Source organism: Pseudomonas sp. A014, from assembly GCF_052378495.1.
GTDB lineage: Bacteria > Pseudomonadota > Gammaproteobacteria > Pseudomonadales > Pseudomonadaceae > Aquipseudomonas > Aquipseudomonas machongensis.
In genome coordinates this window covers 2,048,417-2,066,301 of sequence record NZ_CP199001.1, presented here as the reverse complement: position 1 = coordinate 2,066,301, position 17,885 = coordinate 2,048,417, and the positions used below count along the sequence as shown (strand labels likewise).

Here is a 17,885-nt window from a genome sequence, read left to right as displayed (position 1 = left end):
CGGCCTTGTAAGTGGCGGCGGGCCTGTCGGGTCACGCCCGTAAAAGCCCACCCCGGCACAGGGATCAGCCGAGCTTGCTGATTCGCCAGATGCCGAACGGCTGGTGCCAAGGCTCGATGCGCATCCACTGGGTCTTGCCATGCCAGGTCCAGCGGTGCCCGGTCATCAGGTCCTCACCCTGCGTATCGGCGCCGTCATCGAGCCCCAGCTCCCACAGCGGCAGTTCGAAATGCGCTTCCTGGGCGTTGTACGGGTCGAGGCTGATGGCGATCAGGATGAAGTTGTCACGCTCGGGCGTGCGCTTGGCGAAGTACAGGATCTGGTCGTTCCAGCAATTGAAGAAGGCCACGCCCAGGTGTGTCTGCAAGGCGCGGTTCTGTCGGCGGATGCGGTTGAGCTGGGCGATCTCGGCGACGATATTGCCAGGCGCGGTGAAGTCGCGCGGGCGGATCTCGTACTTCTCCGAATCCAGGTACTCCTCCTTGCCCGGCAAGGGCGTGCCCTCGCACAGCTCGAACCCCGAGTACATGCCCCACAGCCCCGAGCCCATGGTCGCCAGCGCCGCGCGAATGAGAAAACCGGCGCGGCCGCTGGTCTGCAGGAAAAAGGGGTTGATGTCGGGGGTGTTGACGAAAAAGTTCGGCCGGTAGCACAGGCTCCACGGCGGCTGGTTGAGCTGTTCGAAGTACTCGCGCAGCTCCTGCTTGGTATTGCGCCAGGTGAAATAGGTGTAGCTCTGCGCGTACCCGACCTTGCCCAGGCGCGCCATCATCGCCGGCCGGGTAAAGGCCTCGGCCAGGAAGATCACATCAGGGTACTGGCTGCGCACATTGGCGATCAGCCATTGCCAGAACGGCAGCGGCTTGGTGTGCGGGTTGTCGACACGGAAGGTGCGCACGCCCTCCTCGACCCAGCCGACCACCACATCGCGCAGTGCCAACCACAACGAGGGCACAGCCTCGGGCGCATAGAAATCGACGTTGACGATGTCCTGGTATTTTTTCGGCGGGTTCTCGGCGTAGCGAATGGTGCCGTCCGGGCGCCAGCTGAACCAGCCCGGGTGTTCGGTAAGCCAGGGGTGGTCCTGGGAACACTGGATGGCGAAGTCGAGGGCGATTTCCAGGCCGTGCTCGGCGGCGGCGGCGACCAGCCGACGGAAGTCTTCGCGGGTGCCCAGTTGCGGGTGGATGGCGTCGTGGCCACCGTCCGGGCTGCCGATGGCGTAGGGGCTGCCCGGATCGTCGGGGCCCGCCTGCAAGGCATTGTTGCGCCCCTTGCGGTGCTGCTTGCCGATGGGATGGATGGGCGGGAAGTACAACACGTCGAAGCCCATGTCGCGGATCATCGGCAGGCGCTGGTGCACATCGTCGAACGTGCCGTGGCGCGCCGGATCGTCGGTGACAGAGCGCGGGAACAGTTCGTACCAGCTGGCGAACAGGGCACGCTCGCGGTCCACGTCCAGCGGCAGCTCGGGTCTGCGGGTCAGGTAACTGCGGTGTTCGGCCTGGCTCATCAGGCTGGCGCTTTCGGGGCTCAGCAGCAACGCCACCTGATCGTACGGTGCCAGCGTCGGCAAGCGCTGTTGCAACTGCTCGAGCTGCTCGCGCAACGGCCCTTCGCTGCGCTCGATGCCCTTACCCAGCAGCAGCCTGCCCTCCTCCAGCTCCAGCTTGACCTCGACACCGGCGTGATACTTCTTCTCGAGGTCGTGACAGTACGTGGCGTAGGGATCGATCCAGGCTTCGATGCCGAACAGATGCAAGCCCAGCTCCACTGGGGTGAACTCGGCAACCCACAGGTCGTTGCCTGCCGAAGTCATCGGCACGCCATGCCAGTGACGGCTGTGGGCCTGGCGCCAGTGCAAGACCACCGCCAGGCGGTCATGGCCGTCGCTGTAGACCTTGCTGGTGACCTGCACCGCCTGCCCGCTTACCGCCTTGACCGCGAAGGTGCCGCCGTCGAGCACGGGCGTGGTGTCCTCGATCACGATGCGTGGCGCCAGCAAGGCCTGGGACAGGCTGATGGCCTGGTCGGGATGATCGTTGGCCTTGGGCACTTGCTCGAAAGGCGCTTTTGCGACGGGCTCATTACCAGACATCGAACCTTGCTCCCCTAAGCTGGTGGCGGTAAGGGTTCAGAGCCGTGGGTGCGCGGCGGGTTCAAAAAAATTGAGCGAATGGCTGGCACGGCAGGTCGAAGCCTGCAGAACCTCTTCATCCACCGCGCGAGGTCAGGCCATGAACATTCCCATTCCACCGGAGACGCCCGATCCGAACATCGACGACCCGGCGCTGCCGCCGCCGGTGCCCGAGGAAGATCCGGACGAACTGCCGATCAAGCCGACCGTGCCACCGACGGTAGGTGATCCGCCGAGCCAGGAGCCGCCGGTGAAAGCTTGAGGATAGCTGCATGTGGCGAGTTGCAAGCGCCAAGCTGCACCCGCCACTTATCCCTTACAGCTGCAGTTCTTCGACGCTGATCTCGCGCATCCGAAACTTCTGCACCTTCCCGGTCACCGTCATCGGAAACTCGTCGACGAAGCGGAAATGCCGCGGCACCTTGAAGTGCGCAATGCGCACCTTGCACCAGGCCTGCAAGTCCTCGACCGTGGCGCTGTGCCCGGGGTGGAGCTTGATCCAGGCGACGATTTCCTCGCCGTAGCGGCTGCACGGAATACCGATCACCTGGGCATCGGCTACCGCCGGGTGGGTGTAGAAGAACTCCTCGAGCTCGCGCGGATAGATGTTTTCGCCCCCGCGGATGATCATGTCCTTGTTGCGCCCGACGATACGCACATAGCCCTGCTCGTCCATCACCGCCAAGTCGCCCGTGCGCATCCAGCGCGCCGGATCGATCGCCTGATGAGTGGCTTCAGGGTTATTCCAGTAGCCGAGCATCACGCTGTAGCCGCGGGTGCACAATTCGCCGATCTCGCCACGCGGGACGATCACACCCTGCGCATCCACCAGCTTGGTCTCCAACTGCGGTTGGGTGCGTCCAACCGTCGTCACGCGTAGCTCCAGCTCGTCGCCAGGGCCGGTCTGCAGCGACACCGGGCTGGTCTCGGTCATGCCGTAGGCGATCTGCACCTCACCCATGTGCATCTGCTCGATCACCCGGCGCATCACCTCGATCGGGCAGGTAGCCCCGGCCATGATGCCGCTGCGCAGGGTCGAGAGGTCCAGGGTGCTGCGCGACGGGTGGTCGAGCATGGCGATGAACATGGTCGGCACGCCATAGAGGATGCTGGCACGCTCTTCGGCTACAGCCTGGAGCGTCAACTCGGGGTCGAAGGCATCGTTGGGGTAGATCATGGTGCTGCCGTGGGTGATGCAGCCCAGGTTGGCCATGACCATGCCAAAGCAGTGGTACAGCGGCACCGGAATTACCATGCGGTCCCGTTCGCTCAGGCCCAGGCTTTCGCCGACCATGAAGCCGTTGTTGAGGATGTTGTAATGGCTGAGCGTGGCGCCTTTCGGCGCGCCAGTGGTGCCGGAGGTGTACTGGATGTTCACCGCCTGGTCGAACTGCAAGCCCTGCTGCCTCGCCTGCAGCGTCTGGGGATCGACCTGCCCTGCCCGTTCGGCCAGCGCATCCCAGGGCAGGAAACCGCTGGGCGGGGTGGACGACAGGCTGATGACGCCGCGCAGGTCCGGCAGGCGTTCACTCGCCAGCGGCTGCGCACCCAGCTCGGGCACCAGTTCCTGGACCATCGCGTGATAGTCGGACGACTTGAAAGCATCGGCGCACACCAGCCAGCTGCAGCCGGACTGGCGCAGCACGTACTCCAGCTCACCCACCCGGTACGCCGGGTTGATGTTGACCAGGATCGCGCCCACCTTCGCCGTGGCGATCTGCAGGATGCACCATTGGGCGCAGTTCGGCGCCCAGATACCGACTCGATCACCACTGGCCACGCCCAGGGCAATCAGCGCTCGGGCGTGCACCTCGACCTGCTCGGCCAGCGCCCGCCAGCTGTAGCGCAGGCCTTGGTGCCGCACCACCAGGGCCTCGCGCTCGGGCCAGCGGGTGACGGTGGCGTCGAACGCCTGGCCGATGGTCTGGGTCAGCAGGGGCCGGTCCTGGCGGCCGCGGGTGTAGCTTGGTTGACTCATGAGTGTCCCTTCTTGTGGTTGTTCTGGGCATGACTGAAGCAAGCGAAGGGTACTGTGGCGCACATTTACGTTTACGTAAAGGTGATGATCCAATTGACAGCCCGAAAAGGCAGGTTTACGTTAACGTCAACCACGAGCACCGACCCTGTGGGAGCGGGCTTGCCCGCGATGAGGCCGGACCAGACAACATCGCTGGCCGTTCTGACGGGCATCGCGGGCAAGCCCGCTCCCACAGGGTCGTTGCAGTACCTCGAATTTCAAGAACAACAAGGTGCCCCCATGCATTACCCCAGCCTGAACTTCGCCCTGGGCGAGACCATCGACATGCTTCGCGACCAGGTGCGCACCTTCGCTGCCGCCGAACTCGCCCCGCGCGCGGCGCAGATCGACCACGACAACCTGTTCCCCGCCGACATGTGGCGCAAGTTCGGCGACATGGGTCTGCTGGGTATCACTGTTTCCGAGGAGTACGGCGGCGCGGGCCTGGGCTACCTGGCCCATGTGGTGTCGATGGAAGAGATCAGCCGTGCCTCGGCCTCGGTGGCACTGTCCTACGGCGCCCATTCCAACCTCTGCGTCAATCAGATCAACCGCAACGGCACTCATGAGCAGAAGCTCAAGTACCTGCCCAAGCTGATCAGCGGCGAGCACATCGGCGCCCTGGCCATGAGCGAGCCCAATGCCGGCTCCGACGTGGTGTCGATGAAACTGCGTGCCGAGAAACGCGGCGACCACTATGTACTCAACGGCAGCAAGACCTGGATCACCAACGGCCCCGACGCCAACACCTACGTGATCTACGCCAAGACCGACCTGGACAAGGGCCCGCACGGCATCACCGCATTCATCGTCGAACGTGACTGGAAGGGCTTCTCGCGCAGCAACAAGTTCGACAAGCTGGGCATGCGTGGCTCCAACACCTGCGAGCTGTTCTTCGATGGCGTCGAAGTGCCGGAAGAAAACATCCTCGGCCAGCTCAACGGCGGTGTGCGCGTGCTGATGAGCGGCCTGGACTACGAGCGCGTGGTGCTCTCGGGCGGACCGACCGGCATCATGCAGAGCTGCATGGACCTCGTGGTGCCCTACATCCACGATCGCAAGCAGTTCGGCCAGAGCATCGGCGAGTTCCAGCTGATCCAGGGCAAGATCGCCGACATGTACACCCAGCTCAACGCCAGCCGCGCCTACCTCTATGCCGTAGCCCAGGCCTGCGACCGTGGCGAGACCACGCGCAAGGACGCCGCCGGGGTGATCCTCTACACCGCCGAGCGCGCCACGCAGATGGCCCTGGAAGCGATCCAGATCCTCGGCGGCAACGGCTACATCAACGAGTTCCCGGCCGGGCGCCTGCTGCGCGATGCCAAGCTCTACGAGATCGGTGCCGGCACCAGCGAAATCCGCCGGATGCTGATCGGCCGCGAATTGTTCAACGAAACCCGCTGAGCACAAGGAACTGGCGTCCATGGCTACCTTGCACACCCAGATCAACCCGCGCTCGGCGGAGTTCGCCAGCAACAGCGCGGCCATGCTCGAACAGGTCGATGCCCTGCGCACCCTGCTGGCCCAGGTCAGCCAGGGCGGCGGGCCCAAGGCCCAGCAGCGCCACACTTCGCGTGGCAAGCTGCTGCCACGCGAGCGCATCGACCGCCTGCTCGACCCGGGCTCGGCGTTTCTCGAGATCGGCCAGCTCGCCGCCCATGAGGTGTATGGCGAAGACGTGCCGGCAGCAGGCGTGATCGCCGGCATCGGCCGCGTCGAAGGGGTCGAGTGCATGATCGTGGCCAACGACGCCACGGTCAAAGGCGGCTCCTACTACCCGCTGACCGTGAAGAAACACCTGCGCGCGCAGACCATCGCCCTGCAGAACCGCCTGCCGTGCATCTACCTGGTCGACTCCGGCGGCGCCAACCTGCCGCGCCAGGACGAGGTGTTCCCCGACCGCGAGCACTTCGGGCGGATCTTCTTCAACCAGGCCAACATGAGCGCCCTGGGGATCCCGCAGATCGCCGTGGTGATGGGCTCGTGCACCGCAGGTGGCGCCTATGTGCCGGCTATGGCCGACGAAGCGATCATGGTGCGCCAGCAGGCGACCATCTTCCTCGCCGGCCCGCCGCTGGTGAAGGCCGCCACCGGCGAGGTGGTGAGCGCCGAAGAGCTGGGCGGCGCCGACGTGCATTGCCGCACCAGCGGTGTGGCCGACCACTATGCCGATAACGATGAACACGCCCTGGCCATCGCCCGGCGCAGCGTCGCCAACCTCAACTGGCACAAGCTGGGCAAGCTGCAATGCCAGGCGCCGGTTGCTCCGTTGTATGGCGCAGAAGAGCTGTATGGCGTGGTCCCGGCTGACGCCAAGCAACCGTTCGACGTGCGCGAGGTGATCGCGCGGCTGGTCGACGGTTCGGTGTTCGATGAATTCAAGGCCCTGTTCGGCACCACCCTGGTGTGCGGTTTCGCTCACCTGCACGGCTATCCGGTGGCGATCCTGGCCAACAACGGCATCCTCTTCGCCGAAGCCGCGCAAAAAGGCGCGCACTTCATCGAACTGGCCTGCCAGCGCGGCATCCCGCTGCTGTTCCTGCAGAACATCACAGGGTTCATGGTCGGCAAGAAATACGAGGAAGGCGGCATCGCCAAGCACGGCGCCAAGCTGGTGACTGCGGTAGCCTGCGCCCAGGTGCCGAAGTTCACGGTGATCATCGGCGGCAGCTTCGGTGCTGGCAACTACGGCATGTGCGGGCGCGCCTACGATCCGCGCTTCTTGTGGATGTGGCCCAACGCGCGGATCGGCGTGATGGGCGCCGAACAGGCCGCCGGCGTGCTGGCCCAGGTCAAGCGCGAGCAGAGTGAACGCAGTGGCGAAGTGTTCAGCGCCGATGACGAGAAGCAGCTCAAGCAGCCGATCCTCGACCAGTACGAACGGCAGGGCCACCCCTACTACTCCAGCGCCCGGCTGTGGGATGACGGCGTCATCGATCCGGCGCAAACCCGTGAAGTGCTGGGCCTTGCCTTGTCCGCCGCGCTGAACGCCCCGATCGAACAGAGCCGCTTCGGCATTTTCCGGATGTGACCCATGAGCGATTTTGCCACCCTCGAAGTGATAAAGGACCCTCGCGGCTTCGCCACCCTGTGGCTGAGCCGGGAAGACAAGAACAACGCCTTCAACGCCCAGATGATTCGCGAGTTGATCGTTGCCATCGACCGACTGGGCGAAGACACCAGCCTGCGCTTCGTGCTGCTGCGTGGCCGTGGCCGGCACTTCAGCGCCGGTGCCGACCTGGCCTGGATGCAGCAGTCGGCGCAGCTGGATTTCAATACCAACCTGGACGACGCCCATGAACTGGGCGAGCTGATGTACGCGCTGCATCGCCTGAAGGCGCCGACCCTGGCAGTGGTCCAGGGCGCCGCATTCGGCGGTGCGCTGGGCCTGATCAGTTGTTGCGACATGGCCATCGGCACCGAGGATGCACAGCTATGTCTTTCGGAGGTACGCATCGGCCTGGCACCGGCGGTGATCAGTCCATTCGTGGTCAAGGCCATCGGTGAGCGCGCCGCACGCCGCTATGCCCTGACCGCCGAGCGCTTCAGCGGTGCGCGCGCCCGCGAACTGGGTCTGTTGGCTGAGGTGTACCCAGCCAGCGAACTGGAGACTCAGGTCCAGGCCTGGGTCGACAACCTGCTGCTCAACAGCCCGCAGGCCCTGCGTGCCACCAAGGAGTTGCTGCGCGAGGTGGACGATGGCGAGCTGAGCCCTGCCCTGCGTCGCTACACCGAGAACGCCATCGCCCGCATTCGCGTCAGCCCCGAAGGCCAGGAGGGCCTGAGCGCCTTCCTGGAAAAACGCCGCCCCGCCTGGCAGCCCGTCGACAAGGAACCTCGCCCATGAGCCACCCCACGCTGACCACCCTGCTGGTCGCCAACCGCGGCGAGATCGCCTGCCGGGTGATGCGCACCGCCAAGGCCATGGGCCTGACCACCGTCGCGGTGCACAGCGCCACCGACCGTGACGCCCGGCACAGCCGCGAGGCCGATATCCGCGTCGACCTGGGCGGCACCAAGGCCGCCGACAGCTACCTGGTGATCGACAAGCTGATCGCTGCAGCCAAGGCCAGTGGCGCACAGGCGATCCATCCCGGCTACGGTTTTCTTTCCGAGAACGCAGGCTTTGCCCGCGCCATCGAGCAGGCCGGGCTGATCTTCCTCGGCCCACCGGCCAGCGCCATCGATGCCATGGGCAGCAAGTCGGCGGCCAAGGCCCTGATGGAAGCAGCCGGGGTGCCGCTGGTGCCCGGCTACCATGGTGATGCCCAGGACCTGGAGACCTTCCGCGCCGCTGCCGAGCGCATTGGTTATCCGGTGCTGCTCAAGGCCAGTGCAGGCGGGGGCGGCAAGGGCATGAAGGTGGTCGAACAGGAGAGCGAGCTGGCCGACGCCCTGGCCTCGGCACAGCGCGAGGCGCAGTCGTCGTTCGGCGATGCGCGGATGCTGGTGGAAAAGTACGTGCTCAAGCCTCGGCACGTGGAAATCCAGGTGTTCGCCGACCAACATGGCCACTGCCTGTATCTCAACGAACGCGACTGCTCGATCCAGCGTCGCCACCAGAAGGTTGTCGAAGAGGCACCGGCTCCAGGCTTGTCGGCGCAACTGCGCCAAGCCATGGGCGAGGCTGCGGTGCGCGCAGCCCAGGCGATCGGTTATGTCGGTGCGGGCACGGTGGAGTTCCTGCTCGATGCCCGCGGCGAGTTCTTCTTCATGGAAATGAACACCCGCCTGCAGGTCGAACACCCGGTCACCGAGGCGATCACCGGGCTGGACCTGGTGGCCTGGCAGATCCGGGTAGCGTGCGGCGAGGCATTGCCGATCACCCAGGAGCAGGTGCCGCTGATCGGCCATGCCATCGAGGTGCGGCTGTATGCGGAAGATCCGGCCAATGACTTCCTGCCGGCCACCGGCACCCTGACGCTGTACCGCGAATCGGCGCCAGGCGAAGGGCGTCGGGTCGACAGCGGGGTCAGCGAGGGCGATGTGATCTCGCCGTTCTACGACCCGATGCTGGGCAAGCTGATCGCCTGGGGGCAGGATCGCGAACAGGCGCGTTTGCGCCTGCTGGCCATGCTCGACGAGTTCGCCATCGGCGGCTTGAAAACCAATATTGCCTTCCTGCGGCGCATCCTCGCCCATCCGGCCTTCGCCGCCGCCGAACTGGACACCGGCTTCATTGGTCGTCATCACGAGGTGCTGCTGCCCGCCACGGGCGAGCGCCCGGCGATGTTCTGGCAAGCCGCTGCCGAAGCCTGGCTGCAGAGCGGCTCACCACGGCGGCGCGCAGACGACGGTGACTCGCCCTGGGCCCACAACAATGGCTTGCGCCTGGGCCTGCCGGCTCGCAGCAGCCTGCATCTTTCATGCGACGGTCAGGACCAGGCCGTGGCGCTGCAGAACAGCGCGCCCTCGGCATTCCAACTGCTCGGCGAGCACTTGGTGCAGGATCAGGATGGCCTGCGTCGGCGCTACCTGGCCATTCGTCGCGAAGGGGTGCTGTACCTGCAATGGGCGGGCGAACTGCACGCGGTCATGGCGTTCGATCCGATTGCCGCCGCCGAGGCCAGCCAAAGCCATCAGGGCGGTCTGGGCGCGCCCATGAACGGCAGCATCGTGCGCGTGCTGGTCGAAGCGGGCCAGACGGTGGAAGCCGGAACAGCGCTGGTAGTGCTGGAGGCGATGAAGATGGAGCACAGTATTCGTGCACCGCAGGCGGGGACAGTGAAGGCGCTGTTCTGCCAGGAGGGCGATATGGTCAGCGAAGGGACGGTGCTGGTGGAACTGGAGGAGCGCTGAGGGCCCTGCAGGGGCAAACTGTCTTGTTCAAAATCCAAAGGTCAGCCCAATCCCTTGTGAAAGCGGCGGTTCGCCGCGGCGACTTGTCCCCCGAAGCAGACGCCGCGCTGCATGGCACCGGCTACGCCGGTGATCGCGGGACAAGCCCGCTCCCACAGACAACACCGCAGTATTCAGAAGTTGCGAAGCTCTTGTAGGGGCGACTGTCTTGTTCAAAATCCAAAGGTCAGCCCAATCCACTGTGGGAGCGGGTTTACCCGCGAACACGGGCGTAGCCCGTGCCAGGCAGCGCGGTGTCTTTTTCGCGGGTAAACCCGTTCCCACAGGAGACTGGCCGATTTTGAACCTTTGTAGGCCGTGTGCCGCCCCTGCAGGAACACCGGGCGGGGTCAATGCCGCCCGTGCGACCTCACCACCACGCCCAGCACTTCGAAATCCTCGCCGCACAGCAGCTTCGGGTAGGTCGGGTTCAACGGTTTGAGGTACCGCTGCCCGCCATCCTCGACCAGTTGCCGGAACATCGCCGAGGTGCCCTTCTGCCTGGCGATCACCAGCTTGCCTGGCGCCGCCGGCACGCCCGGATCCACCAGCACCAGCATCTGCTCGGGCACGCTGGGGCCGGTCGCTGCGCTCATCAGGTCGCCTTCGACCGGCAACCAGAAGGCCTTGCCCAGCGCCGCATAGTCGGTCTGCTCATAGACGATGGAGTCTTCTGGCCATGGCCCGTCCAGCTCGGTCCAGGCCAGCACGGGGTAGCGGAAGCACATGATGTACTGCTGCAGGTCGTCATCATCCCCGCCTGCCTCGACCGCATAGGTGCCATTGCGCTCGGCCAGTTGGTCAATGCGTACCATGCGCAGCGAAACATGCAGGTGCGCCATGCCCAGGGCCTGCAAGACCTGGTTCATCATGCCCACCTTCGGCTGGCGAGTGCCGCGCAGCCAATGGCCCACACCGCCCTGGGTCACCCCAACGCGTTCGGCGAGTTGCTCCTGCGAAAGCCCCAGCTCTCGCATCCTTTGCTTGACCAGCGCGATCCATTTTTCCATCGCCCGCACGATACGGACTGCCCATCAGCGCTCAATACACATATTGTATTATTAATCTGATAGTCATGAGTACTTTTCGTATTAGTATTCGAGTGTACTGATTTCCCTATCACGCTCAACAGGTAACAGGATGAAACCGATGACACATCCAGAAAAGGATTTGGACGGCGAAGCTGCGCGTCGCGCGCTCGACTACTACCTCAACCCAACACCCCCGCACACCAGCATCGACAGCGTGCCCTGGCGGCTGCGCGACGAGGTCTCCCCAGAGCAGGCCAACGCGCACGCTCTGGCCTTATTGCGCTGCGCAGCCGCCACGGCACAGCAAACCGGCAGCCACCAACAGGGCACGACCCGAGAGGTGCTGTTCGCACTGATGCATATGGTGAACATGGCCCGCGGGATGCTGGAGCAACGGCATGCGCCACAGGGACTATGAGAGACGGGAGTACGTGATGGCCGGGTAACGAACATTGCCCGGTTGCCGGACAGAGGAAGCGCACAGGAAATTATTTTTCTGGAGGACAGAAAAATCATTTGACTTGCAAATGATAACGATTATTATTGCACTCAGCAGGTCGCGAGACCCGCTGGATAACCTGAAGCCCTCAGGTCGGGCGCTCAGATTATCTCCTCATCAGGCTAATCACGGTTTTTGACCCGGCTTTTTGCCGGGTCATTTTTTTTGGCTCTTCAGGCTAATGAAGAAGGGTTACCGCGTTTAATGGCCGCGATGATAGCAAAGGTGTGTCAATTCGTGAATGCGTGTTACAGCGTTTTGCGCAAACAGCACTTGAGAATCAATCTCGTTAAGATTAAGCTGCCTGCGCATCAGGGAGGATGCCCCCTCTCCCCTCTTCTCGCGCAAGGAGCCGTCCATGACCCGTCTGCTGCTGCCCCTCGAGCATGGCCCGCAAGTCGCCCATACACCTACCGAAGACGCGCTGCTGCATGGCCTGAAGCGCTTGCCGCGCCGGGTTCAGCAGGTGTTTCTGCTCAGCCGCCTCGACCAGCTCGGCATCGCTGACATTGCTGCCCGTCTCGACCTGCCCCTGCTGACCGTCGAGCGCCATCTCTTCCAGGCCCTGCAAAGCGCATTACCGCGTGGCGAACCGCTGGCCAGCATTGCCGGGCAATGGTACGTACGCCTGCAAAGCCCGGAAGCGACCACCTGCGAACGCATCGACTTCCGTCGCTGGCTGGACGCCGCACCAGAGCATCTGCAGGCCTTCGAGCAGACCGAATTGCGCTGGCGCAGCCTGCTGGCTCCAGCCCGCCAGTTGGGCCAGGATGGCGGATATCGCAATGGCCGCGCAGCACTCTCGATGGGTGGGTGTTCGATCGCCGTCGGCCTGGGCGTTGTCGCATTGATCGCCTTCGGCCTGCTCGGCTGATACGCCAGCGCTGCGCGCGAGGGCTTGTTGCGTGAGGGCCCAGCACAGACACCCCACCTGTCGTTGAGCTACAGTAGCGTCACAACAAAGCCACAGGAGTCTGGCAATGACCGTGACGCTGTCCCCACTGCAGATCGACTGCGATTTCGATTCCGGCAATATCCAGGTACTGGATGCCAGTGACCCGCGCCTGGTGCGCCTGGCCATCCGTCCCGACACCAATAGCAGCCACTTCCAGTGGTTCCATTTCAAGGTGAGCGGCCTGACGCTGGGGCAGACCCACCGCTTCAGCCTCGACAACGCCCATGAGTCCTCCTACAAGAACGCTTGGGACGGCTACCATGCCGTGGCGTCGTACGACCAGCAGAACTGGTTCCGCGTCCCCAGCAGCTTCGACGGCAAAGCCCTGGCGTTCGATTTCACGGCCGAGCAGCCAGAGGCCTGGTTCGCCTACTTCGAGCCCTATCCGCGCGCACGCCACAACCAGTTGATCGAGCGCGCGCTGAAGATTCCCGGCGTCGAGTTGCTGGCCAGTGGACGTAGCGTCCAGGGCCGCGACATTCCTCTGCTGCGCGCCAGCAAAGGCGCAGGCGCAAAGCGCAAGCTGTGGCTGATCGCCCAGCAGCACCCCGGCGAGCACATGGCCGAGTGGTTCATGGAAGGCGTGATCGACCGTCTCGAAGGCAACGATGCGACGCTCCAGCGTCTGCTTGCCGAAGCTGACCTGTACCTGATTCCCAACATGAACCCTGATGGCGCCTTTCTCGGCCACCTGCGCACCAACTTCAAGGGCAAGGACCTCAACCGCGCCTGGCAGGATGCGAGCGTCGAGCTGAGCCCGGAAGTGTTCTTCGCCCAGAGCCAGATGAAACTGCAGGGCGTCGATGCCTTCATCGATGTGCACGGCGACGAGGAAATCCCCCATGTGTTCACCGCGGCCTGCGAAGGCAACCCGGGCTACACACCGCGCATCGCCAGGCTGGAGGAGCAGTTTCGCAGCACCCTGTGCAGCGTGACCAAGGACTTCCAGACCGTGCACGGCTACACCCGCGACCAGCCTGGCCAAGCGAACATGACGCTGGCCTGCAATGCGGTCGGGCAGACCTACGACTGCCTGTCGCTGACCTTGGAAATGCCGTTCAAGGACCACGACGACAACCCCGATGCCCGCTGCGGCTGGTCTGGCGCACGCTCCAAGGCACTGGCAGGCGCGGTGCTGGAAACGCTGGAAAGGATGGTCAAGGACCTGCGCTGATCGCCTGCACCGCGCAGGCTTGCCCGCCGGGCACCTCAGAACTGCACATCGAGAATCACGCTGTCTGTGTAGGTCGCCGCAGGCGGCGTCGCCTGGTCGGTGTAGACCTTGGCGTTGTAGTTGAACACCTGGCTGCCGGTACCTGTGCCGGCGCCAGGGTTGACGTTGGCGTCGCTGCTCGCGCGCCGGGCCGCGCCCACCGATCCCCAGCGCACGGTGCCGGCGCTCTTGAAGATGTCGTACGCCAGGTAGTTGTTCGCCGTGGACTTCATCCGCCGACGCCCGGCCGACACATTCTGCCCATCGTCCAGACCAACCGTATAGTTGCTGCCCTTGGTACAGGCGATGTTGATGCTCTGGTTCACCGTCGCGAACCCGGCCACCACCGGCGCACTGGCGAAACTGATGTTGGGGGTGGTGATCTGGCAGTCGTTGCTGACGGTCAGTGTCACTGTCAAGGTCTGCGTGCCGCTGCCGATGTCCCGCCCCAGGCAGATATTGCCCAGACCGATGCCTGAGCAATAGTTCCAGTCCCAGAAGATCGACAGGGTCTCGGTGTAGACGCCTGCCGCAACGTTGGCACCGACCACGGTGCGCAGGTACAGCGGCACCGACTTGGGCGAGGTCCCGTTGAGCAGCCCCAGGGCGTCGATGATGCCGTTGGGCGCGAAATCGAAACGGGTGCCGCGGCTGATCGGAAAGTTGGTGGTGTTGTTGGCGTAGATCGTATAAGGGATGACGTCGCCAGTTGGCCCGACCATCCCCGTGCGGGTGGAGGTGATGGTGGCGTAGAAATGGTCGTTGCTGGTCAACAGCGACAACAACGAACCGGTGCACGACAGCCCGGCATTGGTGGTCGAAGCCGGTTGCACCGTGGTGCGCACCAGCGTCGAATTGATCGTGCCGAAGGACGCCGGTACAGTGGCCCCCAGCGAACAGGCCGACCACGCCTGAGCGCAAACGGCACACAGGCCGACCCCCAGCACAACCCTGCCCAGGGCTTTCATCGGCACACCAGTGGGCCGATCAGTGGAATCGGCCCCTCCCCCTCAGGCAGGTCGAATTCGACCTGGCACTGTCCGCCATCGGCAACGTCCACCTGCAAGCGATTGTGCGCCGAGAGGTTCTCCAGGTAGACCAGCCCATCCCAGCCCACCACGGCCTCGCTGCCGCTCTGGGTGTCCCTCACCCGACTGCCCAGCTTGAGCTCCTGCTGGCTGGCATCGACCAGCACGATGCTCGCGGCCAGCACCCGCTTGAGCGGGAATTCCAGCAGATAACCACTGCCCCGACGCACCGCGACGCGTTGCTCGACCGTCGATGCCATCACATCGGCCGGCAGCTCCATGGGGTCGATTTCGTACTTGCCGCGGTAGTAGCCGCTGCTGTAAGGCACCAACAGGCGGCCATTGCGGTCGGTGCGACCGACCACCTGGTTTTCGTAGCGCACCGGCACATCGGCGTAGCCACTGGTGCTGACGACCACGAAAGCATCATCGATACGGTTGGCGGCGAACATGCCCGAGTCCATCAGCACCAGCGAGCCGCTGGCATCGGCCCAGCGCGTCATCTCGTCGCTGCTGCCGTAGACCCCCGCCTGCAACTGCACGGATTGCAGGCGCCAGGTGACATCGGCCTGCCGATAGGCGCCGCGATCACCACCATTGGCATAGCCAAGGTTGTACCCCACACCGCCACCCACCGGCACTGCGCGGCTGTAGTTGACCCGCTGCAGGTCCTGGCCGTCCTTGCTGCGCTCGGCGCTGAAGGCCAGGGTGCCATGGGTGTCGAACGGGACCACCAGCTGCGCCTGCACCGCCCACTGGCTGTCACCGACATCGCGGTTGGCCGACAGGTACAGGCTGCTGTTGCGCCACAACGGCTTGCTCCAGCTCAGGTTGATCAGCCGCGTGCGCGAGCCATCCCCTGCGCGTACGTCGAAATAGCCAGCACCGACGCTGCCGTAGCGATCCAGGTTCAGGCTGACGGTCGCCTGCTCGCTACGGGTGCTCAGGCGGGTGTAGGGGTTGTCGACCAACGTCAGGTCGGCGTAGTCGCCATGCCGCTCGATCCGCTGGTAATTGAAGCCGATACGCCGGCTGTTGTACTGGTAACCCAAGGCCACCTGCTGCCCGGTGTCGCCCTCGAAACGACTCTGCGCCACGGCGGCGTTGAGCACACCGAAGGTTCCCAGGCGCAGGTTGCCCCCCAGGCCACCGAGCATCATCGACTCGGCCGTTTCGGCATGGGTCTCGAGGGTGAAGTAGTCGGACACACCATGGCGCAGGCTCGCCGAGGCAACCGCCGGCCCGTAGCCGAAATCCTTCACGGCATAGTCGCGACGCAGGCTGCCGGCAGCCACCGAAAAGTCCGACAGCCCCTCGGCCAGCAAGCTGCTGGTCACGTAGAACGGCAAGGTCGTCGAGACCTGGCGCCCGAGCGCATCGGTGGTCACCACCACGGCTTCGCCAGCACCGTTGATGAACGGCACGTTGGTGAGGGTGTAGGGCCCAGGTTGCAGATCGGTGGTGCTGGTCTTGTAGCCGTTGATGAACAGGTCCAGCGAAGTGGGTACCGCCGCCTCGCCCGCAAAGGCCGGCAGCGGATAGGTGACCAGATCCGGGCGGGCGGCGAAGTCGCGGGACACCTGCAAGCCGCCGACCCGCACCGAGCTGCTCCAGGGCAAGGCGCTGGTGACCAGATCGCCTGCCTCGTAGGTCAACAGGCGCTGCTCGTCGGTGAAACGCCAGGTGGTGTCGTAGCGCAGGAAACCTTCGCGGCTCTGATTGTTGGGCGCGCCGTTGAACGATTCGCGCCACTGCCCGGTGGTGGAGAAGGTGCCCCAACTGTCGAACACCCGCAGCTCGTTCCAGGCGGCAAGATAGGTGCCGGCATCATCGGTGTCGTTCAGGTACAGATCGTAGTTGAGCAAGGCACCGAAACTGCTGCGCGCATCGCTGGCCGGGTACAGGTTGCGCCCGCCGAACTGCTGGTCGGGCAGCCAGGCCGGCGGCACCTGCAGCAGCAGGCGCTGGTTTTGGCTGTCGTAGTCCACGTGCAGGCCGGCGATACTCTCCAGCGCCACCTCGCCTTGAGGATCGCCCGGCACCAGGATGCCCGCCGCACGCAGCGCATCGCTGGCCACATACAGTCGCCCAGCGCGCTGCTGCACCGGCACCAGCTCAGCCTTGGGCACCTGGTTCACCAACAGATCCAGGTACAGGGTGGCATCGGCAATTGCCGTGCTCTCTGCCGGGGGTGGCGGCAGATCGCCGGCCACGCCAAACACCGGCCCGAGCATCGCTAGACCCAGCCACCATCGGCGCGCCGCTCGCCGCCAGCCACTCACACACGGTTTCCAACCATCGGCGGGTCCTCCCTGGCCCCTCCACTACCCGCGTTTGCAGGTCACTGCCCTTGGCTGATGGCCTGAGCCACCTCCTGGCCATTGACCCGTCCCTTCAGCACGCTGCTTGCGCCCAGTGCGGCCGGTGCCGGCCAGCGCATGCTGGCCCCCGGCAGCACATAACCCAGCAAACCCTCGACCAGCGGTTTCTGCTGGCCCCCTTGCTGCAGCACCACATCGGTGAGGCGCGCATGCACCGGCCCGGTGTTGCGCAGCTCGACATACGGCTTGCCCTGTACCGTCACTGCACGCCAGCTCAATTGAGGCTTGCCGACACCTTCGGCGCTACGCTTGCCCTCGGGGTCGGGCTTGCCCCACAGGCCTTCGCCATACACGAACAGCGGGACCGAATAGCGCATCTGCAGGCGAATGGCTGCCTTCGGCCCTTCGGTATTGCTATCGGGCGGAGTTGGCGAGGGGATCTCGTCGATGATGATCCGGTAGGCTTGCTCCTGGCCCACCGGCGAGGTACCCGTGCGGGTCAGCCGGATCAGTTGCTTCTGACCTGGCGGAATATTGGCCACAGGGGGGCTGCCGATGATCTCGCGCTGCGCCTGGAACTGCTCCTGATAATCGCCCTGACGCCAGGCGAACACCCGCACTTGCAGGCTGGCCGGCGCGCTACCGCGGTTCTCCAGCCATAGCGCGCCGGCCTTCTGGTCGGCCTCGAGCACCGGATCGATCGGCCAGATCAGCACCGACGTCGCTGCTGCCACCGGCAGGCTGGCCAGCAGCAATGCCCCGATGATGATGTTCCGCGCCGTGTTCGCCCCTGCCCCCATGCCGCTCTCCTCTGTCTTGTCGATAGCCGTGCCTGAACGTGCGGAT

General features: G+C 64.6%; 14 protein-coding genes. 8 read left to right on the top strand and 6 right to left on the bottom strand.

What is annotated here, in order from left to right; all coding sequences use genetic code 11:
• Positions 1-64: 64 nt before the first annotated feature.
• On the bottom strand, positions 65-2,098 hold the full coding sequence (locus ACTYOL_RS09665; RefSeq protein ID WP_444757828.1) for an alpha-1,4-glucan--maltose-1-phosphate maltosyltransferase: 2,034 nt from the start codon (positions 2,096-2,098) through the stop codon (positions 65-67).
• A gap of 139 nt (positions 2,099-2,237) precedes the next feature.
• Between ACTYOL_RS09665 and ACTYOL_RS09660 the strand changes: the two genes are divergently transcribed.
• The gene (locus tag ACTYOL_RS09660; RefSeq protein ID WP_172964780.1) at positions 2,238-2,399 is read left to right on the top strand and encodes a hypothetical protein; all 162 of its coding nucleotides are present in this window, start codon (positions 2,238-2,240) and stop codon (positions 2,397-2,399) included.
• Positions 2,400-2,453: 54 nt separating this feature from the next.
• On the opposite strand, the gene ACTYOL_RS09655 is transcribed toward ACTYOL_RS09660, so the two are convergent.
• Complete coding sequence (locus ACTYOL_RS09655) at positions 2,454-4,115, bottom strand: AMP-binding protein (protein ID WP_444757827.1); 1,662 nt, start codon at positions 4,113-4,115, stop codon at positions 2,454-2,456.
• Between the two features lie 279 nt (positions 4,116-4,394).
• Between ACTYOL_RS09655 and ACTYOL_RS09650 the strand changes: the two genes are divergently transcribed.
• From ACTYOL_RS09650 to ACTYOL_RS09635, 4 genes are read left to right on the top strand one after another with little or no spacing between them, the layout of a single operon-like run.
• On the top strand, positions 4,395-5,558 hold the full coding sequence (locus tag ACTYOL_RS09650; RefSeq protein WP_153772985.1) for an isovaleryl-CoA dehydrogenase: 1,164 nt from the start codon (positions 4,395-4,397) through the stop codon (positions 5,556-5,558).
• Between the two features lie 19 nt (positions 5,559-5,577).
• Positions 5,578-7,185, top strand: coding sequence for a carboxyl transferase domain-containing protein (locus ACTYOL_RS09645; protein WP_153772984.1), 1,608 nt, complete (start codon positions 5,578-5,580; stop codon positions 7,183-7,185).
• Between the two features lie 3 nt (positions 7,186-7,188).
• A complete protein-coding gene (locus ACTYOL_RS09640; RefSeq protein WP_444757826.1) occupies positions 7,189-8,001 on the top strand; it encodes a gamma-carboxygeranoyl-CoA hydratase in 813 nt (270 codons plus the stop codon).
• On the top strand, positions 7,998-9,953 hold the full coding sequence (locus tag ACTYOL_RS09635; RefSeq protein WP_444757825.1) for an acetyl/propionyl/methylcrotonyl-CoA carboxylase subunit alpha: 1,956 nt from the start codon (positions 7,998-8,000) through the stop codon (positions 9,951-9,953). The genes ACTYOL_RS09640 and ACTYOL_RS09635 overlap by 4 nt, the downstream gene beginning before the upstream one ends.
• 389 nt (positions 9,954-10,342) lie before the next feature.
• Here ACTYOL_RS09635 and ACTYOL_RS09630 read toward each other — a convergent pair whose 3' ends face one another.
• Complete coding sequence (locus tag ACTYOL_RS09630; protein ID WP_054894739.1) at positions 10,343-11,002, bottom strand: LexA family protein; 660 nt, start codon at positions 11,000-11,002, stop codon at positions 10,343-10,345.
• Positions 11,003-11,132: 130 nt separating this feature from the next.
• Here ACTYOL_RS09630 and ACTYOL_RS09625 point away from each other — a divergent pair, with 130 nt between their 5' ends.
• The 3 genes from ACTYOL_RS09625 (at position 11,133) to ACTYOL_RS09615 (ending at position 13,651) form a co-directional block, all read left to right on the top strand.
• Positions 11,133-11,441: a DUF6124 family protein gene (locus tag ACTYOL_RS09625; protein WP_444757824.1), complete on the top strand. Its 309-nt coding sequence runs from the start codon at positions 11,133-11,135 to the stop codon at positions 11,439-11,441.
• A gap of 439 nt (positions 11,442-11,880) precedes the next feature.
• Positions 11,881-12,396 (top strand): DUF4880 domain-containing protein, encoded by a 516-nt coding sequence (locus ACTYOL_RS09620; RefSeq protein WP_444757823.1) that lies wholly within the window; start codon positions 11,881-11,883, stop codon positions 12,394-12,396.
• Between the two features lie 106 nt (positions 12,397-12,502).
• Positions 12,503-13,651, top strand: a complete 1,149-nt coding sequence (locus ACTYOL_RS09615) for a M14 family metallopeptidase (protein WP_444757822.1) — start codon at positions 12,503-12,505, stop codon at positions 13,649-13,651.
• A gap of 35 nt (positions 13,652-13,686) precedes the next feature.
• Here the strand turns inward: ACTYOL_RS09615 and ACTYOL_RS09610 are convergent, their stop codons facing one another.
• The 3 genes from ACTYOL_RS09610 to ACTYOL_RS09600 form a co-directional block, all read right to left on the bottom strand.
• Positions 13,687-14,658 carry a Csu type fimbrial protein gene (locus tag ACTYOL_RS09610; protein WP_197890254.1) on the bottom strand — a complete coding sequence of 324 codons (972 nt, stop codon included), beginning with the start codon at positions 14,656-14,658 and terminating at the stop codon, positions 13,687-13,689.
• Entirely contained in the window at positions 14,655-16,952 is a 2,298-nt protein-coding gene (locus ACTYOL_RS09605) for a fimbria/pilus outer membrane usher protein (RefSeq protein WP_444758139.1), read from the bottom strand. Before ACTYOL_RS09605 ends, ACTYOL_RS09610 begins: the two co-directional genes overlap by 4 nt.
• Before the next feature lie 107 nt (positions 16,953-17,059).
• Positions 17,060-17,839 (bottom strand): fimbrial biogenesis chaperone, encoded by a 780-nt coding sequence (locus ACTYOL_RS09600; protein WP_054894733.1) that lies wholly within the window; start codon positions 17,837-17,839, stop codon positions 17,060-17,062.
• Positions 17,840-17,885 lie beyond the last annotated feature (46 nt).